Here is a 23735-nt window from a genome sequence, read left to right as displayed (position 1 = left end):
CAGGAAGAGAAAATTTTGCCGTCTAATTTAAGACGGCAAATTATCACTCCAAGGTATCTAAATCTGCTGGTGAGGCATTATCACTGGTATTGGTTTGCGAGGTGGTGGGTAACGACTCTGCTTGAGATTCAAGGGCTGGGTCAACCTCAGTCGTATCGGTTTCCATGAATTCTGCTTCGTCGTCACCAAGACCAATTAAATTCAGCAGACTGCCAAAAAAGCTGGTTTCTGGTTCGGTCAGAGGAACGACGACATTGGTGTCGCTGCGTTCTTCCTCAACCATTTGAATTTGTTCGACAACGCGCGTGTTGCCATCAATGTAAAGAAGTTTATCGTCTTCAAAAAACAGGGTGACGCGTCGTTGTTGACGATTGCCATTGCCAGGCTGGTAGCTGTAGATATAGTCCCAACGGTCTGGGTGGAAGGTGTCAATTAATACCGGTGTTCCCATCACAAAGTTGACTTGACTTTTGGACATGCCGGGTTCAAGTTTGGCCAGCATTTCTTGAGTAACATCGTTACCCTGCTGAATATCAATACGATAAACGCCCGGGATTTTGTCTTTGCTACATGCACCCAAAAACAGGAATACGGCGGAAAGGCTATAAATGATGAGGCTTTTCATTTAGTATTAATTTTTGTGTTGATGACCAGAGTGCGATGATACGCTATTCGCACCATTTCTACGAGGCAACTAGCATAATGGAAAGTCAGGATCTAAGAAAAGCAGGTTTAAAGGTGACATTACCCAGGCTGAAAGTCCTGGAAATACTGGAAACGTCGCCCCAGAGACATCTGAGTGCGGAGGATGTTTACAAAGCACTGCTGGAAATGGGAGAAGAAATTGGTTTAGCAACGGTTTACCGCGTGCTTACCCAATTTGAGGGCGCGGGTCTGGTTTCGCGTTTAAATATTGATGGTGGGCATGCGGTTTTCGAATTAGAAGACGGTGAACATCACGACCATTTGTTTTGTGTTAAATGTAATCGAATCATCGAGTTTTATGATGAAGTTATTGAGGAGCGACAAAAAGCGATTGCCAAGGCCAATGGTTTTGAAATGACAGATCACAGCCTTTACATTTATGGTTTTTGTAATCGGGATGATTGCGAAAAGGACCGTTAATTTTTCTGGCCCATAGAGAGCATTTCCTCAGCGTGCAACAAGGTGGTTTCTGTTAATTTCATCCCGCCCAGCATTCGGGCGATTTCCTCAATTCGTTGTTTGTTGTTAAGTTGATGAATCTCAATATGCGTGTTTTGCTCTGTTACTTTTTTGCTGACTTGTAATTGTTGATGTGCTTGCGCCGCAACTTGCGGTAAGTGGGTAACGCAAATCACTTGTTGTGAGCCTGCAAGGGTGCGCAGATGTTGGCCTACAATTTCTGCAACACCGCCGCCAATACCGACATCAACTTCGTCGAATATCAGGGTGGGTACGGTACGTTGTCCCGCCGTGGCGACTTGAATCGCCAGACTGATGCGGGCCAGCTCACCACCCGATGCAATTTTCGCGAGTTCACCGGCAGACTGGCCCGGATTCGTGGCGACGCGAATTTGAACTTGATCCGCACCATGTTCACTAAATTTGTCTTCTACGTAGGGCGAGACAACAAATTCAATTTTTCCTGCCGGGATAGCTAACTTTTGAATGGCGCTGGTAAGTTGCTGATTTAATGTGGAAACGACAGACTGACGCCGCGTTCTGATTTGTTCAGACAAGGCCACACAGCGCTGATGAGCTTCATCAGATTGTTGTTGGATAATACTGATATTATGCTGTTCTTGCTGCAGCGCTGAAAGCGCGTCGTTGAGCTGATTGAAGTGCGCGGGAAGCTGTTCTATTTCAATATGATGTTTTCTGGCCAGGTCGTGCAGAAGCGAAAGTTTTTCCTCAATTTCGTCCTGTTGACCGGCATCCAGTTCACTGTGGTCCAAATAGTGCCGCAAGTTGCTGACCGCATCATCAATTTGAATCAGCGCATTATTCAACGTTTCAATAATCGCGGTAAATTTGGGCTCGATGTTCTGAAGTTTGTCGAGCTCACGTAAACTATTTCCGATTACATCGTAAGCCGATCCGGTTTCCTGATCGTAGAGTTGTTGCAAGGCAGAGTCACTGCTCTGCAGCAATTTACTGGCATTGGCGAATTGCTGTTGCTGTCTGGTTAACTCCGCAATAACGGCATCGGTTAGTTCAAAAGCAGCTAACTCATCGACCTGATACTGAAGGAGTTCGCTGCGCGCGGTATTTTCCTGTGCTTGTTGTTTGGCGATGTCCAGGGCTTGTTGGGCCTGATGCCATTGGCGGTACTGTTCACGCAGTTGTTTGAGTAGCGTTTTGTTGTCAGCAATAATATCAAGCAGATCTCGCTGCGTCTCGTGCTTGAGCAAGCTTTGATGGGCGTGCTGGCCATGAATTTCCAGTGTCAGTTCACCCACTGCTTTGAGTTGCTGCAAAGGAACTTGTCGGCCATTAATATAGCCTTTGGATCGACCATCACGACTGATGGTGCGGCGAAGCTGGCATAGCCCGTCTTCGTCCAACTCATTGTCTTGTAGCCAAGTTTGTAATGCCAGATTATTCGCCGTGTCAAAACTGGCTTCAATTTCAGCCCGTTCAGTGTCTTGGCGAATCATGTTGGAGTCTGCCCGATCGCCGAGTACCAGGCCCAGCGCATCGACCACCATTGATTTACCCGCCCCAGTTTCACCAGTCAGTGATGTCATTCCTGGCAAAAAGGTCAGCGAAATATCTTCAACAACAGCAAGGTTGCGAACAACGAGACTCATCAGCATGTCAGTTTACGCCCCCATTCCAGCTTTGCTCGCAAAATTGAATAATGATCATGATCGACGGGATGTAGCAGATCAACATGTTTGTCATGACGAGAGATGCGGATACTCTCTCCGGGATTAAGAAGCTGTCCAGTTTGACCATCACAGGTGACCATGGCCGATTCTGTATTGTTTTCACTGAGGGTAATGTCAATGACACTATCAGCAGCAATGACCAGTGGCCGGTTGCTCAAGGTATGTGGACAAACTGATGTAATAACAATCGCATTCAGATCAACATCAAGAATAGGCCCGCCGGCAGACATGGCATAAGCGGTTGAACCCGTCGGGGTGGCGATGACGACGCCATCAGCACGTTGGCTGTTTAAAAAACGGCCATTGATATGTGTTTCAAATTCAATCATTCGCATGCTTTGGTGGCAATGTACCACAATGTCATTCATGGCAACGCCAAGAGGTGTTTTATGATAGCTGGCGGTCAGCATAAAACGCTGATCATGGCGATATTCACCATCCAAGATGTTATTAAGCTGAACTGCTAGGTCTTTCAGAGTGACATCCGCCAGAAAGCCCAGACGGCCAACATTGATGCCAACGACAGGTAAGTCCGAACCAGCTAATGCTCGACCAGCAGACAACATAGTGCCGTCACCACCAACGGCGATGGTTAAATCACAATGGTCAACAAAAGAATCAATTGGATGAACCGCGACATCCGGTAGGAAGTTGAGGGGCTGATTACAACAAAATTTTAGTTTTCTTGCCGTTAATACTTCAATAACTGTCGTGAGTGCTGAGACCAGTGTAGGGTCATTATTGCGGATAAAGAGGCCAATATTACGGAAGGCGTTACTCATGTTTTTTCCAGTGCCTGTGGCGGAAAGCAGATGGTAATGGTTTTGTCTGGAAACCCAAAGCATAAGACAAAGGTTTTCTCAATAATATGCTATCAATAAATAGTGCTTAAGATGTTAGAATACACAGATTTAATAAACCTTAATCAATGAGGATAAAAATGGCGATTGAACGTACCCTGTCTATTATCAAACCGGATGCTGTGGCAAAGAATGTGGTTGGTGAGATTTATTCACGCTTTGAAAAAGCGGGCTTGTCAGTGATTGCTGCGCGCATGGTGCACTTGTCACAACAGCAAGCAGAAGGTTTTTATGCGGAACACAAAGAACGGCCATTTTTTGGTGATCTGGTGAGCTTCATGACTTCTGGCCCTGTTATGATTCAGGTCTTGGAGGGGGATAATGCGGTTATCAAGAATCGTGATTTGATGGGCGCGACCAATCCAAAAGAAGCCGCAGCAGGCACAATTCGTGCTGATTTTGCGCAAAGCATCGATGAAAATGCGGTTCACGGTTCTGATGCTGTTGAAAGTGCGGCTAGAGAAATTGCTTATTTTTTCACTGACGATCAGCTTTGCAAACGGACCCGATAATCCCAATGACGGCTGCCCGCACGAATTTACTAGGCTTTGATCTCAGTGATATGGAAGCGTTTTTCGCCGAAATCGGCGAAAAATCGTTTCGTGCGCGGCAGTTATTGCAATGGATCCACCAATACCGGGTAACCGATTTTGGTCTCATGACGAACTTCAGTAAAGGGCTGCGAGAAAAGCTTGCCAATATTGCTGAAATACGGGTGCCAGAAGTAGTCCATGAGCACATTTCCAAGGACGGTACTCGGAAATGGATTATCCGCATGGATGGCGATAATGCCATCGAAACAGTATTCATCCCTGAAGGTAATCGGGGCACGCTTTGTGTTTCATCGCAAGTTGGCTGTGCGCTGACATGTACTTTTTGCTCCACCGGCCAGCAAGGATTTAATCGGAATTTAAGTGCCGCAGAGATTATTGCGCAATTGTGGGTTGCCAATGATGCGCTAAAGAAAGATCCGAAAGGCAATCGGGTCGTTACCAATGTCGTGATGATGGGCATGGGGGAGCCACTAGCCAATTATTTGAATGTGGTTAGGGCCATGCGCATTATGCGTGATGATTATGGTTATGGTATTTCCTGGCGCAGACTGACACTAAGCACCTCTGGCATGGTTCCAATGATTGACCGGTTGAAGGAAGATTGCCCGGTAAGTTTGGCGATTTCCTTGCATGCCGCAAATGATACTTTGCGCAGTGAGATGATACCGCTCAACGACAAATACCCTATTGCAGATTTGCTGGCAGCTTGTCATCGCTATGTCTCGGGTGGTCAGCAACGACGTCATATTACGATCGAGTACGTCATGTTGGCTGGAGTAAATGATTCTGCCCAGGATGCCCGTGATTTGATTCGATTGTTAAAAGGGCTGCCCAACAAGATTAATTTGATTCCGTTTAACCCGTTCCCTGGAACACACTACCGTTGCTCTTCACGCAAAAACCTTGAACGTTTTAAACAGCAATTGATCGATGCCGGTCAGATCGTGACAGTTAGAAAAACCCGCGGTGATGATATCGTTGCGGCTTGCGGACAATTGGCCGGTGAAGTCAAAGACAAATCCCGCCGCGCTGAGAAAATTGCGGCACGGGAGATGGTGACGCAATGAAAAACTGGAAATCAGTCTGCTGGCTCTTGCTCGTCCCGGCTTTACTGGCCGCGTGCGCAGGCGGGGGGGCACGAACCGCGACTGATAAGGCTGAAGCCGCAGAGATAAACATGCGACTTGGCTTGAATTATATGCAGCGTGGCGATTACAAATCGGCGTTAGAAAAACTGGAAAAATCCCTGCGCCAAAACCCAAACCTGCCCAGTGCACACAATACCATTGCATTGCTGTATCAGCGTTTGGGTGAGATTGATAAGGCTGAACACCATTTTAAGCAGGCAGTGAAACAGGGCGAGGATTATTCAGAGGCACAAAACAACTATGGTGTGTTTCTATGCCAGCAACAGCGTTACGATGAAGCAGAACAGTGGTTTTTAAAAGCAGTTGAAAACCCGCTTTATTTAAGTGTCGCCGGTGCCTATGAAAATGCCGGCTTATGTGCATGGCAAAATGAAAAGACGGCTGTCGCCGAGGGCTATTTCCGGCGGGCGTTACAGGTTGACTCTGAGCGCGGTAAGTCTTTGTTGAGCATGGCTGAAATTAGTTATGAGCAACAAAATTACTTGCAAGCTAGAGCGTATATTCAGCGGTTTCAGTCCGCTTCGCCATGGACCCCAAGAGCTTTATTAATGGGAATTAAAACGGAACGTGAGCTTGGTGATGAGAATGCAGTTGCCAGCTATCAGTTAATTCTCAGATCGCGTTTTCCAGATTCCGATGAAATGCAGCAGGTAAACCGGGGCCTCGAGACTTTATGACAACATCGCAGGATGACATTGCAATCGTGACGGAAACCCCTGGCATTGGTTATCGTCTGCAACAGGCAAGAGAGGCGAAAAAACTCTCTATAGCAGAGGCATCGGTGCAGCTCAGGTTGACTCGAACGATTATTATGCATCTGGAGCAGGAGGCATGGGATAGCTTATACAGCCGCACCTATGCGCGTGGATATTTATTAGGTTATGCCAGATTTCTCGGTCTTCCGGAAGACGAAATTTTGGCAGATTTTAATACACATTACGGCCATGTTGATCGACCAACCAGCCTGTTAATCAAGCAGGATCTGCCTGAGCATAATCAGTTACCATGGAAAGCCTTATCGTTATTCGCCGTGGTTATTGTGCTCGGTTGGCTGATCTATCAGCAGCTATTACCGAATGCGGCTAATCCAGCGCCACCATTCGTTCCAGAAAGAGCGGAATCAACTGATAACGACACGTTGTCAGAGACAGATTTGGCGGTGTCAGATGAGGACAGTGGAATACGCGCCTATCCGCAGGGGGGCAATGAAACCCGTGGTGTCAGTAAGATCACAGAAAACCAAGCAGTCATCCCCATTCGTGTTGAGTCAATGCCTGCTCAGATGGCAGAACAAGAGTTGCAAAATTTGACGGCACCGGAAGGAGAAGAACGGGGGCAAGAGCAAAATGAAAATGTCGCATCAACCGAACAAGAACTGGTTCCAGAGCAGACTGAAAATGTCGAATCGACAGAAGAGAAAATGACACCTGAAATCGACGCGACAGTAGAGGTTGAAACCACTGAACGTGAACCATTGCTGCCTGGTGAGGCATCTCTGCGCTTGCGTGTGACAGAACCATCATGGCTTGAGGTCAAAGATAATGGCGGCAATACGTTGCTAAACCGTGTTCTCGAACAGGAAACGGTTGATTTGCATGGACCAATGCCTTTCACCGTTCGGGTCGGAAATGTTGCCGGAACAGAAATCCAGTTTAACGAGACGGTCGTTGATATGTCACCGTATCAGCAAAGCAATGTTGCACGTCTGACGTTAGGAGCGGAATGATGGAAGGCGGTTACCAGATTAAACGTCGGCAATCCCGAAAAATATATGTTGGTAATGTTGCAATTGGTGGGGATGCACCGATTGCCGTTCAAAGCATGACTAATACTGAAACTACAGATGTGGCTGCGACGGTCAAACAAATTGAGCGCTTGCAACAAGTGGGCGCTGATTTAGTCCGTGTTTCAGTGCCAAGCCTTGATGCTGCCGAAGCCTTTGGCGAGATTAAAAAGCAGGTGACCTTGCCCTTAATCGCAGATATTCATTTTGATTATCGCATTGCATTGCGTGTGGCGGAGCTTGGGGTAGATTGTCTGCGGATCAATCCGGGCAATATCGGCCGTGAAGATCGTGTGCGTGCGGTTATTGATAAAGCACGTGATTATGGTATTCCAATCCGTATTGGTGTCAACGCGGGGTCACTGGAAAAGGAATTACAGAAAAAGTATGGTGAGCCGACCCCTGAAGCCTTGGTCGAGTCGGCAATGCGACATATCGATATTCTGGACAAGTTGAACTATCCAGATTTCAAGGTCAGTCTAAAAGCGTCAGATGTCTTTATGACCGTGATGGCGTATCGTCAGTTGGCCAGTCAAATTGAACAACCCCTACATCTTGGTATCACTGAGGCTGGTGGCTTGCGTAGTGGTTCAGTGAAATCAGCGATTGGCTTGGGTATGTTATTGGCAGAAGGCATCGGTGATACGATTCGTGTGTCATTAGCCGCTGATCCACTTGAAGAGATTCGGGTTGGCTTTGATATTTTAAAAAGTCTACGTATTCGCAGCAAAGGCGTGAATCTGATTGCCTGCCCATCCTGTTCGAGACAGCAGTTTGATGTTATTGCGACAGTAAATGAATTAGAAACAAGGCTTGAAGATATTATCGAACCGATGGATGTTGCTGTCATTGGCTGTGTTGTCAATGGTCCTGGTGAAGCGAAGGAAGCCGGTGTCGGTTTAGCGGGCGGCTCGCCAAACATGCTTTACCGTGATGGTAAGCCACATCACAAAGTAGGCAATGAAAGCCTTGTCGATGAACTCGAACGTGAAATTCGTGACCGAATTGCACGGCGCAAAGCTGACGAAAATCAAACAAAAAAAATTATACCGATAAAGGAAATCAGTTAACGGTGGCAGATACAATCCGTTCTGTTCGGGGAATGAACGATATTCTCCCGGCATCAACCCCACATTGGCAGAAAGTTGAGCAGGTACTTCAGCGTGTTCTAGGTGCATATGGTTATCAGGAAATACGCCTGCCAATTTTAGAAAAAACAGAATTATTCAAACGTTCGATTGGTGAAGTTACCGATATCGTTGAAAAAGAAATGTACACGTTTGAAGATCGTAATGGCGATAGTTTGACGATGCGGCCAGAAGGCACGGCTGGTTGTGTCCGGGCGGCGATGGAAAATGGTCTGCTCAATCAGGCGCAACGACTGTGGTACATGGGCCCGATGTTCAGACATGAGCGGCCGCAAAAAGGACGGTATCGTCAGTTTCATCAATTGGGTGTTGAGGCTTATGGCTTTGCAGGCCCGGATATGGATGCTGAGCTTATCCTGTTAACCGCAAGACTGTGGCGTGAGCTTGGTTTGACGGACGTTCGACTAGAGTTAAACTCACTTGGCAGTATTGAAGCGCGAATGGCGTACCGGCAGGAACTGGTCCGTTACTACCAGCAGCACCAAGAGCAACTAGACGAAGATAGTCAAAGACGGTTAACCACCAATCCCTTACGCATTCTGGATAGTAAAAATCCGTCAATGCAAGAATTGAATCAGCACGCGCCGAAGTTAATTGATCATTTAGATGTGGCATCAGCAACGCACTTTGAACAGCTTTGTGCGATGTTAGATAAAGCCGGCGTTGAGTACCAGATAAATACGCGTCTGGTGAGAGGCTTAGACTATTATGGTCAAACAGTATTTGAATGGGTGACCGACCAACTTGGTTCACAAGGTACCGTTTGTGCCGGAGGACGATATGATGGATTGGTTGCTCAACTCGGTGGTAAAACAGCATCGGCGATTGGCTTTGCCATTGGATTAGAACGTTTGATTGCGCTACTGGAAGCCACAAATGCGTTGCCAGATATTAGCGGACCGGATGGTTATCTGGTCGCCGTAGGCGAATCTGCCCAGGCGGCAGCGTTGGTTTTTGCGGAGCAATTGCGAGATGCAGTTCCAGGCTTGCGCTTGATTAGCCATTGCGGTGGTGGTAGTTTTAAAAACCAGTTCAAACGTGCAGACCGCAGCGGTGCTCGCTGGACGTTTATTCTTGGTGAAGATGAAATCTCGCAGCAACAGGTCGGTGTTAAAATAATGGCAACGGGCGAGCAGGAAATGATGTCCTGGCAAGCGTTACCGGATTTTCTCAGGCAACTTCTGAATCAAAATAACAACAAGTAGAAATATGACTCCATTAAATATTCCCGAATGGCAATCATTGGATCGGCATTACAGTGACATTAAGTTTTTGTCGATGAGAGAACAGTTTGCGCTGGATTCAAGCCGCTTTGAACATTTTTCGGTTTACAGTGGTGACTTATTATTGGACTACTCGAAAAATCGTATTACGCAGGAAACAATGGAAAAATTGTTTGCGCTTGCTGATGCAGTCGAACTCAAAGACTGGACAAAGCGCATGTTCAATGGTGAGTTGATCAACCATACTGAAGGCAGAGCCGTATTGCATACGGCATTGCGTAACCGTTCTAACGAACCGGTGATGGTGGATGGTCAGGACGTAATGCCACAAGTTAATGCTGTTCTAGAGAAAATGGCGGATTTTTGTGCCACTGTTCACGAGGGGCGTTGGCTGGGCTTTACCGGTAAACGTATGACTGACATTGTCAATATCGGAATTGGCGGGTCAGATTTGGGACCGGCTATGATTTGTGATGCCTTGGAGCCCTATGCCATTGATGGTTTATCCGTACATTTTGTTTCTAATGTGGATGGTACTGACTTAAGTACCACCCTTGAGCAGCTCAATCCGGAAACAACCTTGTTTGTTGTGGCATCAAAAACCTTTACAACACAGGAAACGCTGACCAACGCACAGTCTGCCCGCAACTGGTTTTTAAAGTCGGGCCAGCAGACTGATGTTGCCAAGCACTTTGTCGCGGTTTCCACCAATGCTGAAGAAGTCAGCAAATTTGGCATTAATACCGATAACATGTTTGAAATATGGGATTGGGTTGGCGGACGTTATTCATTATGGAGTGCTATCGGTCTGCCCATCGCTTTGTACGTCGGTTTCGATAATTTCTCCCGCCTCTTGGATGGCGGACATCAGATGGACAAGCATTTTCGTGATCAGCCATTGGCGCAGAATATTCCTGCCATCATGGGACTGCTAGGTATCTGGTATATCAATTTTTTTAATGCGCAAACGCATGCCATCGTGCCTTATGATCATTCCTTGGCCCGCTTCCCAAGCCATATGCAACAATTGGATATGGAAAGCAATGGCAAATTCATTAACCGGCAAGGGGCACGCATTAGCTACAAAACTGGCCCAGTTATCTGGGGAACGCCAGGTACCAACGGTCAACATGCCTATTTTCAGTTGATCCATCAAGGCACGCAGTTGATCCCAGTCGATTTTGTACTGCCAGTGAATAGCCACTATCCAGACTGTGATCACCAGTCAATTTTACTGGCAAATGGGCTTGCCCAAGCCGAAGCGTTGATGAAAGGTAAAACGGCAGAAGAGGTGCGGGCTGAATTGGTGGCAGGAGGGCTGGAAGGCAAAGCCTTGGAGGCGTTGTTGCCGCATAAGGTATTTCCCGGAAATCGGCCAAGCAATGTATTGCTATTCCCCAAGTTAACGCCAGAGATGCTGGGTCAGTTAGTTGCTCTGTATGAGCATAAGGTATTTGTTCAGGGAGTTATCTGGAATATTAATTCCTTTGATCAATGGGGCGTTGAACTCGGCAAACAATTGGCAAAGGCTATCTTGCCAGATTTACGCGATGACAATGATATTTCAACTCATGACAGTTCAACGACTGAGCTGATTCGCCTGATCAGACAGCTGCGGCAATAAAACAAGCTCGCTTCGCAATCACTTGGTCACGGACAGCCAAATCAGGCTGTCCGTTTCTTTTTCAGATAAAGCCCGGCAAGTGGAGGTAAGTTAAGACTGATGGAGTAGGGACGGTCCGCCCATGGTTGTGACTCAGCATGTACTTCGCTGACCGTTTCGTAGTTGCTTCCCCAATAGTAAGCCGAGTCTGAGTTGAAAATAACTTCATAACAGCCAGATTCTGGCACGCCAACTCGATATGCATTTCTTGCAACTGGCGTAAAATTAAAAATAGCAATCAGAAAGTCATGGTCAGTTTGCCGCAACAGGCTGAGGATGGAATGCTCGTGATCATGGCAGTCCAGCCATTCGAAACCTCGAGAATCAAAATCAAAGTAATGTAATGCCGGAACATCTCGATAAAGATGATTTAGGTCCCGCACGCATTGTTGTAATCCTTGATGTGGGGTGTAGTCGAGGACATACCATTCCAACTGACTTTCCGAATTCCATTCACTGCCTTGGCCAAATTCCGATCCCATAAACAGTAACTTTTTGCCCGGATAGCTATACATAAAGGTGTACAGCAAGCGTAGGTTGGCAAACTGCTGCCATTCGTCTCCAGGCATTTTATAGCGTAGAGAACGTTTTCCGTGAACGACTTCATCATGTGAAAATGGCAGGACGAAGTTTTCTGTAAATGCGTAGAGCAGGCCAAATGTTAGCTGTTGATGGTGATAGCGTCGATGAATGGGATCTTGCTTCATATATTCCAGAATATCGTGCATCCAGCCCATATTCCATTTCATGGAAAAGCCAAGGCCACCCATGTCGGTTGGCCGGGAAACCATCGGGTAAGAGGTTGATTCTTCTGCCGCAATAATGCAGCCGGGGTGGGCTTTATGCAGAATCTCATTCATATCACGCAGAAAATCGATTACCTCAAGATTTTCACGGCCACCAAACTTGTTGGGCAACCATTCGCCCTCCTGGCGGGAATAATCCAGATATAGCATGGAGGCAACGGCATCCACACGTAACCCATCTATATGAAATTCTTCAAGCCAGAAAAAAGCACTGGAAAGTAAAAAGTTACGCACTTCACTACGACCATAGTTGAAGATCAACGTCCCCCAGTCCTGATGTTCACCTAATCGAGGATCTGCATGTTCGTATAGTGCGGTGCCATCAAACTGGGCCAGACCGTGTGCATCTTTTGGAAAGTGACCCGGAACCCAATCAAGCAGGACGCCAATGTTTTCTTGATGGCAACGGTCAACCAGGTAGCGGAATTCATCTGGTGTGCCAAAGCGGCTTGTAGCCGCATAGTAACCGGTTGTCTGGTAGCCCCATGACATATCAAATGGATGCTCTGTGACGGGGAGTAGTTCAATATGACTAAAGCCCATTTGTTTGACGTAATCAACCAGATCATCAGCCAGTTCGTTATAGCTGTAAAAGCGATTTTCGGCATGTCGGCGCCAGGAACCTAAGTGGACTTCATAAATATTTTGTGGGCTGTGTAACCAGTTTGCGCGTTCACGTTGCGCCATCCAGTCTTGATCATGCCACTGGTATTCACTTTGAAAGACTTTTGACGCTGTACCGGGTCGAAGCTCACAAGATTGGGCATATGGATCGGTTTTAAGATGGAGACTGCCATCGTGATGATTGCGAATTTCAAACTTGTATAAATCATTGGCTTGTAAGGCGGGTATAAATAATTCCCAGACGCCGCTGCCACCGCGAACCCGCATCGGATGACGCCGACCATCCCAGCCATTGAATTCACCAACCACACTGACACGTTGGGCATTAGGTGCCCAGACAGAAAATAAGACACCGCTAACGTTATTTACCTCGGTGGGGTGGGCACCTAACATCTGATAGGCATGCCAATGACGACCTTCAGAAAACAAGTGCAAATCGTAGTCTGATAATTGCGGCGGAAAACTATAGGGATCCCAGCTCTCCAGTTGGCGACCGTCCTTAAGTGTTTTTTGCAACTTGATTGGCAGACTAATCGCACTCATTGCGCCTTGCCAGACAAAAAAATCGCTTTGCGGAATACGGGTAAATTCTTGACCTCCTGCCAGTTTTACCGATTCGCAATCTGGCAAAAATAAGGTGACGGTAGCGTGCTCACTCTGTCGATGAAAACCCAAAATAGAGAAGGGATCATGATGACGGGCTTCCACGATTTTTTGGTGTTCAATTGTCAATTTTGTTTCAAATAAGTTGGTCATACTATGTATCAAGATTTTAAGTTGCTGAACGGGTCGCCGTTATGGCACGCTTAACCCATTACAACACAATTTTCAGGCTTAGGGGCGGAGAGATTTCATGTCAAAAAATAACAGTACCCGTTTTGTCAGTCGGCTTACCCGGGATACCTTGGCATTGATACTCGCAGGTGGTCGTGGCTCTCGGCTAAAGCAATTGACTAACTGGCGTGCGAAACCGGCGGTACCATTTGGCGGGAAATTTCGAATTATCGACTTTCCTTTATCAAATTGTGTTAACTCGGGTATCCGCCGTGTTGGTATTTTAACTCAATACAAGGCGCACTCTCTCATCCGTCACATTCAACAAGGGTGGGGGTTTATGCGTGGCGAACTGGGCGAGTTTGTTGAACTGCTCCCGGCTTCACAACGAACAGCACAAGGCTGGTACGCGGGTACAGCAGATGCGGTCTATCAAAACATTGATATTCTTCGCAATCATGGTGCGGAATATGTTTTGATTCTGGCTGGCGACCATATTTATAAAATGGATTACGGTGACATGCTCGCTGAACACGTTGCCCAGAATGCCGATATGACTATTGGCTGTATTGAAGTTCCGCTTGATCAAGCCAAGGCGTTTGGTGTGATGTCGGTCGATGTCAACCGCCGTATTGTGGCATTTAATGAAAAACCCGAAAATCCTCAACCTGTGCCAGGAAGAGACGATGTTGCACTGGCATCCATGGGGATTTACATTTTTAACGCAGGCTTTTTGTATGAGCAGCTGATCAAGGATGCTGATTCGTCTAAGTCCAGCCATGACTTTGGTCATGACATTATTCCTAGCTTGATTAAGAATTATAAAGTAGTGGCCTTTCCTTATAAGGATGTGCAAGGTAACGACCCGGGATATTGGCGTGATGTGGGAACGATTGATGCCTTCTGGTCTGCCAATCTCGAATTGATCGGCGTGACGCCCGAACTTAACCTTTATGATGACGAGTGGCCAATCTGGACGCATCAGGCACAGCTGCCGCCGGCGAAGTTCGTCTTTGATGATGATGATCGACGCGGTATGGCCGTAGACTCGATGGTTTCCGGTGGATGTATTATTTCCGGCTCAACGGTCAGGCATTCCGTGTTGTTCTCAAATGTGCAGGTCCATAGCTTTAGTGTTGTCGAAGACTGTGTAGTGTTGCCAGATGTGACAATTAATCGCCATTGTCGATTGAAAAAGGTTGTGATAGATAAAGGCTGCGTTATTCCTGAGGGCACCGTGATTGGGGAGGACCCGGCAACCGATGCGAAACGATTCGAAGTCTCTCCAAGTGGCGTTGTGCTGGTAACACCGGAAATGTTGGGGCAGAGTTATCGTTATGTCAGATAAATTGAAAGTGGTTTTATGCTGGCATATGCACCAGCCGCAGTATAGTGAGCCGATGGGCGGCATATACCAATTGCCTTGGACCTACCTGCACGCTATCAAAGATTATGTTGATATGGCCTGGCATTTGGAGAACATACCTGAAGCTCGAGCTGTAGTGAACTTTGCTCCAACGTTGCTCGAGCAAATTGATGACTATGATCAGCAATTAAAAGGTCGTTTCAAAGGGACTGGTCAGTTAAAAGATCCGTTATTAATCGCGTTGGATTCCCCAGTCCAGCCGGTTCAGGCGGATGAGCGACGAAAACTGATTAGCGCTTGTTTGCGTGCGAATGAAGATAAGCTGATAAAACCCTTTCCTCACTTTGCCAAGTTAGTTGATATTGCGCGTTGGTCTCTTGAAAAGCCAGAGCGACTGCGTTACCTAAATGATCAGTTTATGGTCGATTTGTTGGTTTGGTATCACTTGGTCTGGATGGCGGAATCAGTACGCCGGCATGATCTGCGCATTCAGGCTTTAATGAAAAAAGCTGAATTTTTTACTTTTCATGATCGGCGCCAATTGATGATTGTGATTGGTGAGTTACTGAGTGATGTCATCCCCCGTTATCGACGTCTTGCGGAATCAGGTCGGGTTGAGTTATCAGTGACGCCATACGCTCATCCGATCGTGCCTTTGATGCTGGATATCGGCAGCGCAAAAGAAGCGATGCCAGATGCGCCTTTGCCTGAATGCCGTGCTTATCCTGATGGTCTGAATCGAGTCCATTGGCATATGCAGGAAGGGATACGTGTATTTGAGCAGTATTTTGGGTTCAGACCGACTGGCTGCTGGCCATCGGAAGGTGGTGTCTCTACCGAAGCTTTATCCGTTATAGCGGAACATGGTTTTCAATGGGTCGCGACAGGTGAAAATGTGCTGCGCAATAGCCTGCATCTTTCTGGCATGGCTGATGCCGCGATACATAAGCCTTATCAGTTATCGGCACAAGGCCCGGTGTGTTTTTTTCGAGATGATGGGCTCTCTGATTTAATCGGTTTTACTTATACCAAGTGGCGTGCCGAAGATGCAGTGAATGACTTTATTCACCATCTGATAAATATCAAGCAGAACACCGAGAGTGAAGACGATCGGGTGGTTTCAGTGATTTTAGATGGCGAAAATGCCTGGGAGTATTACTCTTATAATGGCTTTTATTTCCTGCAATCACTCTATAAAAGACTGGCCTCTCATGACGATATTGAGCTGACGACATTTACTCAGGCATTACATGATGGCGTTGTCGCTGCGGATTTGCCGAAAATGGTTGCTGGCAGCTGGGTTTACGGTAGTTTTTCAACGTGGATTGGTGATGTCGATAAAAATCGTGGCTGGGACTTGTTGTGCGCCGCCAAAAAAGAATACGACCATGTCATTAATACAACCGAGTTTGATGAAGAAACCCGGTTGGCGATAGATCGGCAATTAGCAATATGTGAGGGCTCTGACTGGTTTTGGTGGTTCGGTGATTATAACTCTGCTGAAAGCGTCAGTGATTTTGAACGACTATACCGTTTGCACCTCTCAAATCTCTATCAAATGTTAGGTTCAGAAGTGCCGCAAATGCTTTCAGAAGTCATTTCGCATGGCGGTGGCGCAGCAGAGCAGGGTGGCACAATGCGTCGAGGGGGATAACCGTGCGGTCAGCATCCATTTTTGAAGATCGGCGTTGTGGTGTCTTACTGCATGTAACCAGTCTTCCGTCAGCAAATCTGGGTAATGATGCCTACCGGTTTGTTGATTTTTTACATGAAGCGGGTGTGACCCTCTGGCAGATGCTGCCTCTTGGGCCGACGCATAGTGACGGTTCTCCATATCAGTGCCTCTCTGCACATGCGGGTAATATTGACTTTCTGAGTGTGCAGAAAATAAGAGAGCAAAGTTGGGCTGATCCAGAAGAGCTAAGTGCTGGCAAAATACCATCAATCATTGCTTTGGCTTGCCGCCAATTTCATCTCAATGCAACTGCGACACAAAAACAGGCATTTGACAGCTTTTGTCAGGCGCAGTCCTACTGGCTTGAAGACTATATTTTATATCGAGAAATCAGGCATTTGAATCACTCGACTGCATGGTTTGACTGGCCTGACCCTTTACGTGACCGTGACCCTGCCGCTTTGGCGCAATTGCGTGAGCAACGCGCTGATTCATTACGAATCAGACGATTTGGTCAATTCTTGTTTTATTGTCAATGGCAGGCGTTAAAAAACTACGCTAATGAACGTGGGGTGAGTCTCTTTGGGGATATGCCCATTTTTGTAGCCCACGACAGCGCTGATGTCTGGGCAGAGCCTGCTCTGTTCACATTAACAGCGTCAGGAGATGCGGAGGCGGTTGCTGGCGTGCCGCCTGATTATTTTTCTGAAACCGGACAACGTTGGGGAAACCCACTTTACCGTTGGCAACAACATATTGATACCGGATTTGACTGGTGGCGGCGGCGATTAAAAACGCAGCTCGGCTGGTTTGATTTGATCCGTATCGATCATTTTCGCGGATTTGAGGCCTGCTGGGAAATACCGGCTGAGTGTGAAACAGCGATTGAGGGCCAATGGGTGAAGTCGCCAGGAGAATCGTTATTTAAGAGTCTGGTCACAGAGTTTGGCGAACTACCGCTTGTTGCCGAAGATCTAGGTATCATCACGGATGATGTTAACCGGTTACGTGAAAAATTTGCTATGCCGGGAATGAAAATTTTGCAATTCGCTTTTGGTGGAGATGCTAGCAATCCCTACCTGCCGCATAATCATACGCCGGATAGTGTTACTTATACCGGAACGCACGATAATGATACAACGCTTGGTTGGTATCAAACGCTTGATGATGGCGCTCGGTCACATTTGCATACCTATGCGGGTCACACCAATGAGTCAATGCCATGGTTACTCGTTCGAATGGCATTACAGTCAGTCTCTCGCTTAACGGTATTACCGATGCAGGATGTGCTGGCACTGGATGGTAATCATCGGATGAATACCCCAGGTACGATTGAAGGGAACTGGTCTTGGCGTTTCAACTGGAAGCAGGTATCACCTGAGGCTGCTGCAACGTTACGTCATCTCATCGACTTATATGGTCGAAATCCAATACTAAAATCGCTTACCTAGCCTAGTCTTGTTTCTGGTTTGAAAAATAAACTCCACCCAGAATAGTGGGGCGGCTAGCACCCGTTACCGTCGGGATATTGCCAGGTAATCTGGCAGTTGTCAGGCTGGCCAAATAGGCAAAGGCTGCCGCTTCGACATAATCAGGATTGATGCCAAAGGCCGTTGTATCGGACACATGACGATTAGGCATTAACGCTGCGAGACAGGACATCATGGCAGCGTTATGCGCGCCACCACCACAGATAATCACTTCCTTGGCTTGTTCTGCATGTTGAGTAATAGCTTGTACAATCGTATTACAGGTTAAGACTAACAGCGTCGCCTGAACATCAACGGGACTCAAACTTGTCCCCAATTTATCAAGGTGCTGCTGTAACCAATTCAAGTGAAAATGCTCACGGCCTGTGCTTTTGGGAATGGGTCTTTTGAAATAACTATCCGTCATCAGTTGGTCGAGTAAGGCCGTGTTGACTTGCCCTTGGCTTGCCCACTGTCCACCTGCATCATACTTTTTTTGGTGATGACGTTGAATCCAGCTATCTAGCAGAGTATTACCTGGTCCTGTATCAAAGCCGGTTATGGGGTGTTGTGGGGCCGAGGGCAGAATAGTGATATTGGCAATACCACCAATATTAACAATAGCGCGATCAATCTCTTTATCGCCAAACATAGCTTGATGAAAAACAGGTACCATTGGTGCCCCTTGACCACCGCAGATCATGTCCCGTTGCCGCATATCTGCAATGGTAGTAATACCGGTTTTTTCTGCAATCAGGTTGGGGTTACCAATTTGCAAGCTGAAAGGATGAAGGGCGTCAGGGGCGTGATAAATAGTTTGGCCATGACTTCCAATCGCTGTTACAGATTCGCGCTGAATATCGGTTTGGTTTAGTAATTGATTAATGGCATCAGCATGAAACGCACCGATAGCCATATCAAGCTCGCCTAGCTGCTGGAAAGAGCATTGTGGCTCAATGATGGTGCGTTCAAGTTTCGAACGTAATGGTTCTGGATAAGCAAATGTCTCTGCAGCAAGCAATTGCGGCTTTTCGTTTGCCACAATATCTAGCAGAGCAACATCTACGCCATCAATACTGGTACCAGAAATGGTACCGGCAAACAGCGCCATTATTCGAAGCTTAAGGCCAGAGACGGGATGGTAACGTTATCAAGCTGAGCAACTAAGGGATGAGATAAACTGGCAAACTCTTCCTTTAGCTCTGCTGGCAATGCTTCAGCCTTGGGGAGTACAACGGTCAAAGGATTTTTGTGTACGTCATCAACCCGAAATTCATAATGCAGGTGGGGCCCCGTGGCGAGACCACTACTGCCAATATAGCCAATGGTCTCACCTTGGCGAACCCGCTGGCCAACGCGTAAACCTTTTTTGTATTTGGACATATGAGCAAATAATGTCGTATAGCGTCCGCCATGAGAAAGAATAACGGTTCGTCCATATCCGCCTTTTGTGCCAACAAAAATGACTTTGCCATCTCCTGTGGCCAGGATAGGTGTGCCTGTTGGGGCAGCATAGTCAACACCACGATGTGGTCGTTTGGTTTTCAGAACGGGATGTAAGCGGTTTGGATTAAAACCAGAGCTAATCCGTGAAATGGGGACAGGTGTGCGCGTAAACGCCTTACGCATACTGGCACCCTCGGGTGTATAGTAACGACTGGCACCACTTTTATCAGTAAAGCGAATCGCGCGGAAGGATTTACCTCGGTTGGTAAATTCAGCCGCCAAAATCTCACCATCATCCACCTTGTCGCCGTCAAGGTAATTTTCATTATAAATAACCTTGAAACTATCGCCTTGGCGTAGATCAAGTGCAAAATCAATATCCCAGCCAAAGATGTGGGCCAGTTCCATTATCAGCTTGTCTGACATGCCTGCTTTTTGAGCATCTAGGAAAAGAGAACTTTGGATTTGACCACCGACAATCTGCTGGCGTTTTTCCATTTCTTTAACATGGGTTATGGCAGAAAAGCCCGAATCAGTTGCTTCCACAACCAGTGTCTCTGTAGGAGTCAGGGCTAGCTGTAAGGCTTGCAAGCGCTGTTTACCATCTTCTTCATCCATAGCGACTCGTAAGATTTGTCCAGGACGCAGATTCAATAATGCATCGGCATCATCTGTTTGCACGACGTTATAAACATCTCTCGCACTTAGGCCAACTCTGGGGAAAATCAGGGATAAATTGTCACCTGACTTCACTTCTACCGTTTGCCATGGAATATTATTTTCTGGTTCGTTATCCGTGCTTGATTCACTTAGGCTTTGAGTATCGATTGATTGTGCTTCATCAAGGTGTTGGCGTTCAACCTCAGTGATATTTGCTGACTCAAGGTCAATTGTTGGTGTGCTAACGGCAGGAGTAACCGTTTCTGAATCTAATCCTGTTTGTGACCCAATCTCGATGGATTGACTGTGTTGCGGAGCATCGTTGGGGGATAAACTCACTTTTTGCAAAAGGGGATGATTCGAATTACCAGTTTGTGGCAATTGAATAACCTGACTTTGACTGACCGAGACGGGCTCGTTTGTCGCCAACACCATTGTGGTCAAAAAAATGCCGGCAATAGCCAACAAAGAAACGAACATCGCATGTCGATTTTTTCGTGGTGCCAAAGAGGCGGTTGTAAACATTCGATTCTGCTGGACAGGGCTCAGAAGTCGGTTGCGTTTCCTCATGGGCAATCTCTGCTGGTAAAAATTCGTTCAATTCTCTCAGTATTTATAAAGAATTGAAACCCCCCTCAGGCGAGAAGGCTTGTGATAAGATTTGCGCCCATAATCTTAAGTTGTGGAGTGAACATTTATGGCCTCTATCCAAACGGCCCTCGCGGAAATCAGTCGGGGTGCTGATGAAATTTTGGTCGAAAACGAATTGATTGAAAAACTTGAGTCAGGTCGCCCGTTGCGTATTAAGGCCGGCTTTGATCCGACGGCGCCAGATCTACACTTGGGCCACACTGTTCTCATCAATAAAATGCGCCAGTTTCAACAGCTTGGCCATACCGTCATCTTTTTAATCGGTGACTTCACAGGCCTGATTGGTGACCCTACCGGTAAAAGTGCTACTCGGCCACCGTTGACGCCTGAAGAAATCGAAGTCAATGCTAAAACCTATAAAGATCAGGTTTTCAAAATCCTGGACCCTGAGAAAACCGAAGTACGTTTCAACTCCGAATGGTTTGGAAGCAAGGGCGCTGACTTTATGATTAAGTTAGCCGGCAAGTTGAGCGTGGCGCGAATGCTTGAACGTGACGATTTTAAAAAACGCTTTAAAGCCAACCAATCTATTTCAATACATGAGTTTCTTTATCCATTAGTACAAGGCTATGATTCTGTCGCTCTGGAAGCTGATGTCGAACTCGGTGGCACCGATCAAAAATTTAACTTGTTGATGGGGCGGGAATTACAAAAGGCAGAAGGCCAAGACGCACAAGTGGTCATCATGACACCGTTACTGGAAGGGCTGGACGGTGTGAAGAAGATGTCAAAGTCGTTAGGAAACTATGTTGGCATTACCGAAGCGCCTGGCACGATGTTTCAAAAGATTGTTTCTATTCCAGATGACTTAATGTGGCGTTGGTATGAATTACTGTCTTTTAAAACACTCGAAGAGATCGAGGCGCTTAAGGATAGCGTAGACAAGGGTGCTAATCCACGTGATGTAAAGATAGAGCTTGCTCGCGAGCTAGTTGCGCGTTTTCATGGTGACGCGGCAGCAGCGAACGCACACAAAGGTGCAGGGAATGTCATTACAGACGGTGAGGTTCCAGAAGGGACGCCTGAGATCGTCATCGAGCTGGATGGCCAAGCAGAATTAACGATTGGCGCAGTCATAAACAAAGCAAATCTGGCTGCCAACTCAGCACAATCAAGAGACATGCTAAAAAATGGTAGCGTCAAAGTGGAGTGGGAGGTTGTTGAGCCATCACTATCACTAGGGCCAGGTAAATATCTTATCCAAGCAGGTAAAAAGAAAATTGCTTGGGTAATTTTAAAATAAAACAGACCTCAATTTATTACCGGCAGGTCTTGCACCTGCCGGTGATTATTACTACTTAAGCTCGCGTCCACACCGTCTACAATTGCTCTCTGATTCTTTTCTAGCCACACTTTTTTTCAGCACCAATACAGCACCTTTACCAAAGCCATAACTGGTAAGAAGTAAGCTGCTATATAAGTAAATATTGGACAATTGAAACCAAAGCCCGTTAGGGCTATAGACTTCGGTTACCGGATCAAGCGTTGGAAACACCGCATACATCAAAAATAAGCTGGAGTTAGTAAAGGCGCCAACGACCATTGCCCAGCGAACATGCCAAGGTAAATTTACACGAGCAGCATAAAACCCAAATATCAGTGCACTCATTAATAAAAAATCGATATGGGCCTGCAGGATTCTCGAAGGTTTGCCTGGAAATATTGCTTGTAAGATTTCTACTTGGTTGTAAACACCTACTAAACACCAAGCAAGCAACAAAGCCATTAATATCCATAAACAAGCCCCTCGAATTAATACCGTATTGATATCAGCTGTTTTCGACATGTTTCTTCCTCTCTGTTGTTATAGTTTGATTTGAGAAGTATGCCGAGATGCGTTTTTTAAAACTTGTCTTGATTGGCGCTTTATTTTGATTAAATTGGTGATGACATATGACTAATGCACAGAGAGCAGATCTGCCAAGTTACCAACAAAGTCTGATACAGCTTGATGGACAAAGACTGTGCACAAAGTATCTTCCTGAAAAACAGAGAGTGGCATGGCTTAAAGAAGTCATTGGACGCGAGTACGCCAATGTCGATATTCAAGCACCTAAAGAGATGCCACTCTTTAATGATATGTATCTTTTCCCGTGGCAGCGAGGCATGAGGTTGTCTCCAATTCACTCAAATGCACTTTCAATTCAGCGTTTAGCACAAGAGCCAGATAATGCTGAGCAAGATTGTTATTTCATTGTGATGCCAACAAAAGGGGAATATAAATTAGAGCAGGACGGTAAAGAGGTTTTTTTAAAGCCGGGTGAAATGACACTCTATGACGCAACACGCCCTCATCGAATTGAGATGCCAACGGCATTTTCCAAGTTACTCATCTCTATACCACGCTATACTTTAGAGGGTCTGGTGAGGGGGGTTAGTAGGCTGACTGCAACAAATCTCTCAAAAAGAACAAATATGGCGAATGTCACATTGGCAATGTTGGCGGGCATGTTAAAGCAGATGAATCAATTCAAAGCGCAAGATTTCCAGTCATTAGCTGAGCCGGCTTTGCAATTAATAACCATGACGTTGAATCAAGCCAATGGTATCGATAGCAAATTGTCTCGTCACCGAGAGTTGGCTTTACACCGAGTAAAAAATTACATCGCTCATAATATAGACGAAAGCAATCTAACTGCGCGTCAGGTAGCAAACAGTGTGGGTTTATCAGTCCGATACATAAATAATTTATTTACAGAAGAGCAAACATCATTGATGCGTTACCTTACACAGCAACGTTTAATGTTAAGTCATCAGATTTTAAGTAGTCATCTATACAATCATTTCTCAATCACAGAAGTAGCGATGCGTTGCGGCTTTAATAGTCTGGCTCACTTCAGTAGGGTTTTTCATGAAATGTACGGGCTCTCACCGAGAGAGCTTCGTAAGCAACGAAAATAGCTGGCCGGACAGTATCCAATAAAAGACGTTTCTGCTCTGCTGTTGAAATAAATTTTTAAAATAAATTGCGTATTGATTCATGCACCTAGGGCAGGTATTAAACGGTTAGGA

20 protein-coding genes are annotated in these 23735 nt (G+C 46.4%); 13 read left to right on the top strand and 7 right to left on the bottom strand.

Annotation, left to right across the window (positions count from 1 at the left end):
- Window positions 1-43 precede the first annotated feature (43 nt).
- The gene (locus Q7C_RS04910; protein WP_014703597.1) at window positions 44-625 is read right to left on the bottom strand and encodes an outer membrane protein assembly factor BamE; all 582 of its coding nucleotides are present in this window, start codon (window positions 623-625) and stop codon (window positions 44-46) included.
- A 77-nt stretch (window positions 626-702) separates the two neighbouring features.
- Here Q7C_RS04910 and fur point away from each other — a divergent pair, with 77 nt between their 5' ends.
- Window positions 703-1125 carry a ferric iron uptake transcriptional regulator gene (gene fur / locus Q7C_RS04905; RefSeq protein ID WP_014703596.1) on the top strand — a complete coding sequence of 141 codons (423 nt, stop codon included), beginning with the start codon at window positions 703-705 and terminating at the stop codon, window positions 1123-1125.
- On the opposite strand, the gene recN is transcribed toward fur, so the two are convergent.
- Window positions 1122-2798 carry a DNA repair protein RecN gene (recN, locus tag Q7C_RS04900; protein ID WP_014703595.1) on the bottom strand — a complete coding sequence of 559 codons (1677 nt, stop codon included), beginning with the start codon at window positions 2796-2798 and terminating at the stop codon, window positions 1122-1124. The two genes, fur and recN, sit on opposite strands and share 4 nt — an antisense overlap.
- A complete protein-coding gene (locus tag Q7C_RS04895; RefSeq protein WP_014703594.1) occupies window positions 2792-3655 on the bottom strand; it encodes an NAD(+) kinase in 864 nt (287 codons plus the stop codon). The genes recN and Q7C_RS04895 overlap by 7 nt, the downstream gene beginning before the upstream one ends.
- Before the next feature lie 158 nt (window positions 3656-3813).
- On the opposite strand from Q7C_RS04895, the gene ndk reads away from it, so the two are divergent.
- The 7 genes from ndk to pgi are packed head-to-tail and all read left to right on the top strand — an operon-like array spanning window position 3814 to window position 11213.
- Window positions 3814-4245: a nucleoside-diphosphate kinase gene (ndk, locus tag Q7C_RS04890; RefSeq protein ID WP_014703593.1), complete on the top strand. Its 432-nt coding sequence runs from the start codon at window positions 3814-3816 to the stop codon at window positions 4243-4245.
- 5 nt (window positions 4246-4250) lie between these two features.
- Window positions 4251-5354 (top strand): dual-specificity RNA methyltransferase RlmN, encoded by a 1104-nt coding sequence (gene rlmN, locus Q7C_RS04885; RefSeq protein WP_041366552.1) that lies wholly within the window; start codon window positions 4251-4253, stop codon window positions 5352-5354.
- Window positions 5351-6112, top strand: coding sequence for a type IV pilus biogenesis/stability protein PilW (gene pilW / locus Q7C_RS04880; RefSeq protein ID WP_041366550.1), 762 nt, complete (start codon window positions 5351-5353; stop codon window positions 6110-6112). The genes rlmN and pilW overlap by 4 nt, the downstream gene beginning before the upstream one ends.
- Window positions 6109-7161 (top strand): helix-turn-helix domain-containing protein, encoded by a 1053-nt coding sequence (locus Q7C_RS04875; protein ID WP_014703590.1) that lies wholly within the window; start codon window positions 6109-6111, stop codon window positions 7159-7161. Before pilW ends, Q7C_RS04875 begins: the two co-directional genes overlap by 4 nt.
- Window positions 7158-8288, top strand: coding sequence for a flavodoxin-dependent (E)-4-hydroxy-3-methylbut-2-enyl-diphosphate synthase (gene ispG / locus Q7C_RS04870; protein WP_202946516.1), 1131 nt, complete (start codon window positions 7158-7160; stop codon window positions 8286-8288). The genes Q7C_RS04875 and ispG overlap by 4 nt, the downstream gene beginning before the upstream one ends.
- Window positions 8289-8290: 2 nt before the next feature.
- A complete protein-coding gene (hisS, locus tag Q7C_RS04865; RefSeq protein ID WP_014703588.1) occupies window positions 8291-9571 on the top strand; it encodes a histidine--tRNA ligase in 1281 nt (426 codons plus the stop codon).
- A gap of 4 nt (window positions 9572-9575) precedes the next feature.
- Window positions 9576-11213 (top strand): glucose-6-phosphate isomerase, encoded by a 1638-nt coding sequence (pgi, locus tag Q7C_RS04860; RefSeq protein ID WP_014703587.1) that lies wholly within the window; start codon window positions 9576-9578, stop codon window positions 11211-11213.
- A gap of 41 nt (window positions 11214-11254) precedes the next feature.
- On the opposite strand, the gene glgB is transcribed toward pgi, so the two are convergent.
- Window positions 11255-13438 (bottom strand): 1,4-alpha-glucan branching protein GlgB, encoded by a 2184-nt coding sequence (gene glgB / locus Q7C_RS04855; protein ID WP_014703586.1) that lies wholly within the window; start codon window positions 13436-13438, stop codon window positions 11255-11257.
- 97 nt (window positions 13439-13535) lie between these two features.
- Here glgB and glgC point away from each other — a divergent pair, with 97 nt between their 5' ends.
- Genes glgC through malQ form a run of 3 tightly spaced genes read left to right on the top strand, consistent with a single transcriptional unit; the run spans window position 13536 to window position 17948 of the window.
- Window positions 13536-14804: a glucose-1-phosphate adenylyltransferase gene (glgC, locus tag Q7C_RS04850; protein ID WP_014703585.1), complete on the top strand. Its 1269-nt coding sequence runs from the start codon at window positions 13536-13538 to the stop codon at window positions 14802-14804.
- Window positions 14794-16476: a glycoside hydrolase family 57 protein gene (locus Q7C_RS04845; RefSeq protein ID WP_014703584.1), complete on the top strand. Its 1683-nt coding sequence runs from the start codon at window positions 14794-14796 to the stop codon at window positions 16474-16476. The genes glgC and Q7C_RS04845 overlap by 11 nt, the downstream gene beginning before the upstream one ends.
- Before the next feature lie 2 nt (window positions 16477-16478).
- Entirely contained in the window at window positions 16479-17948 is a 1470-nt protein-coding gene (gene malQ, locus Q7C_RS04840) for a 4-alpha-glucanotransferase (RefSeq protein ID WP_014703583.1), read from the top strand.
- 1 nt (window position 17949) lies between these two features.
- Here malQ and Q7C_RS04835 read toward each other — a convergent pair whose 3' ends face one another.
- On the bottom strand, window positions 17950-19077 hold the full coding sequence (locus tag Q7C_RS04835) for an anhydro-N-acetylmuramic acid kinase (protein WP_014703582.1): 1128 nt from the start codon (window positions 19075-19077) through the stop codon (window positions 17950-17952).
- On the bottom strand, window positions 19077-20597 hold the full coding sequence (locus tag Q7C_RS04830; RefSeq protein ID WP_014703581.1) for a peptidoglycan DD-metalloendopeptidase family protein: 1521 nt from the start codon (window positions 20595-20597) through the stop codon (window positions 19077-19079). Before Q7C_RS04830 ends, Q7C_RS04835 begins: the two co-directional genes overlap by 1 nt.
- Before the next feature lie 172 nt (window positions 20598-20769).
- On the opposite strand from Q7C_RS04830, the gene tyrS reads away from it, so the two are divergent.
- A complete protein-coding gene (gene tyrS, locus Q7C_RS04825; protein WP_014703580.1) occupies window positions 20770-21966 on the top strand; it encodes a tyrosine--tRNA ligase in 1197 nt (398 codons plus the stop codon).
- A 51-nt stretch (window positions 21967-22017) separates the two neighbouring features.
- On the opposite strand, the gene Q7C_RS04820 is transcribed toward tyrS, so the two are convergent.
- Window positions 22018-22509, bottom strand: a complete 492-nt coding sequence (locus Q7C_RS04820) for a hypothetical protein (protein ID WP_014703579.1) — start codon at window positions 22507-22509, stop codon at window positions 22018-22020.
- Window positions 22510-22616: 107 nt separating this feature from the next.
- On the opposite strand from Q7C_RS04820, the gene Q7C_RS04815 reads away from it, so the two are divergent.
- The gene (locus Q7C_RS04815; protein ID WP_014703578.1) at window positions 22617-23624 is read left to right on the top strand and encodes a helix-turn-helix domain-containing protein; all 1008 of its coding nucleotides are present in this window, start codon (window positions 22617-22619) and stop codon (window positions 23622-23624) included.
- Window positions 23625-23735 lie beyond the last annotated feature (111 nt).

The organism is Methylophaga frappieri, from assembly GCF_000260965.1.
In the GTDB taxonomy this organism is placed as follows: Bacteria; Pseudomonadota; Gammaproteobacteria; order Nitrosococcales; family Methylophagaceae; genus Methylophaga; species Methylophaga frappieri.
Note: the sequence above shows the minus strand (reverse complement) of the source record. Positions and strands in the feature narration are given on the sequence as shown.

Bases quoted from the DNA above. Each gene is read 5' to 3' on its own strand.
- glgC (WP_014703585.1), top strand. From the start codon at position 13,536: ATGTCAAAAAATAACAGTACCCGTTTTGTCAGTCGGCTTACCCGGGAT.
- ispG (WP_202946516.1), top strand. From the start codon at position 7,158: ATGATGGAAGGCGGTTACCAGATTAAACGTCGGCAATCCCGAAAAATA.
- rlmN (WP_041366552.1), top strand. From the start codon at position 4,251: ATGACGGCTGCCCGCACGAATTTACTAGGCTTTGATCTCAGTGATATG.
- recN (WP_014703595.1), bottom strand. From the start codon at position 2,798: ATGCTGATGAGTCTCGTTGTTCGCAACCTTGCTGTTGTTGAAGATATT.
- pilW (WP_041366550.1), top strand. From the start codon at position 5,351: ATGAAAAACTGGAAATCAGTCTGCTGGCTCTTGCTCGTCCCGGCTTTA.
- Q7C_RS04845 (WP_014703584.1), top strand. From the start codon at position 14,794: ATGTCAGATAAATTGAAAGTGGTTTTATGCTGGCATATGCACCAGCCG.
- Q7C_RS04830 (WP_014703581.1), bottom strand. From the start codon at position 20,597: ATGTTTACAACCGCCTCTTTGGCACCACGAAAAAATCGACATGCGATG.
- ndk (WP_014703593.1), top strand. From the start codon at position 3,814: ATGGCGATTGAACGTACCCTGTCTATTATCAAACCGGATGCTGTGGCA.
- Q7C_RS04835 (WP_014703582.1), bottom strand. From the start codon at position 19,077: ATGGCGCTGTTTGCCGGTACCATTTCTGGTACCAGTATTGATGGCGTA.
- Q7C_RS04815 (WP_014703578.1), top strand. From the start codon at position 22,617: ATGACTAATGCACAGAGAGCAGATCTGCCAAGTTACCAACAAAGTCTG.
- glgB (WP_014703586.1), bottom strand. From the start codon at position 13,438: ATGACCAACTTATTTGAAACAAAATTGACAATTGAACACCAAAAAATC.
- Q7C_RS04910 (WP_014703597.1), bottom strand. From the start codon at position 625: ATGAAAAGCCTCATCATTTATAGCCTTTCCGCCGTATTCCTGTTTTTG.
- pgi (WP_014703587.1), top strand. From the start codon at position 9,576: ATGACTCCATTAAATATTCCCGAATGGCAATCATTGGATCGGCATTAC.
- Q7C_RS04875 (WP_014703590.1), top strand. From the start codon at position 6,109: ATGACAACATCGCAGGATGACATTGCAATCGTGACGGAAACCCCTGGC.
- tyrS (WP_014703580.1), top strand. From the start codon at position 20,770: ATGGCCTCTATCCAAACGGCCCTCGCGGAAATCAGTCGGGGTGCTGAT.
- Q7C_RS04820 (WP_014703579.1), bottom strand. From the start codon at position 22,509: ATGTCGAAAACAGCTGATATCAATACGGTATTAATTCGAGGGGCTTGT.
- fur (WP_014703596.1), top strand. From the start codon at position 703: ATGGAAAGTCAGGATCTAAGAAAAGCAGGTTTAAAGGTGACATTACCC.
- Q7C_RS04895 (WP_014703594.1), bottom strand. From the start codon at position 3,655: ATGAGTAACGCCTTCCGTAATATTGGCCTCTTTATCCGCAATAATGAC.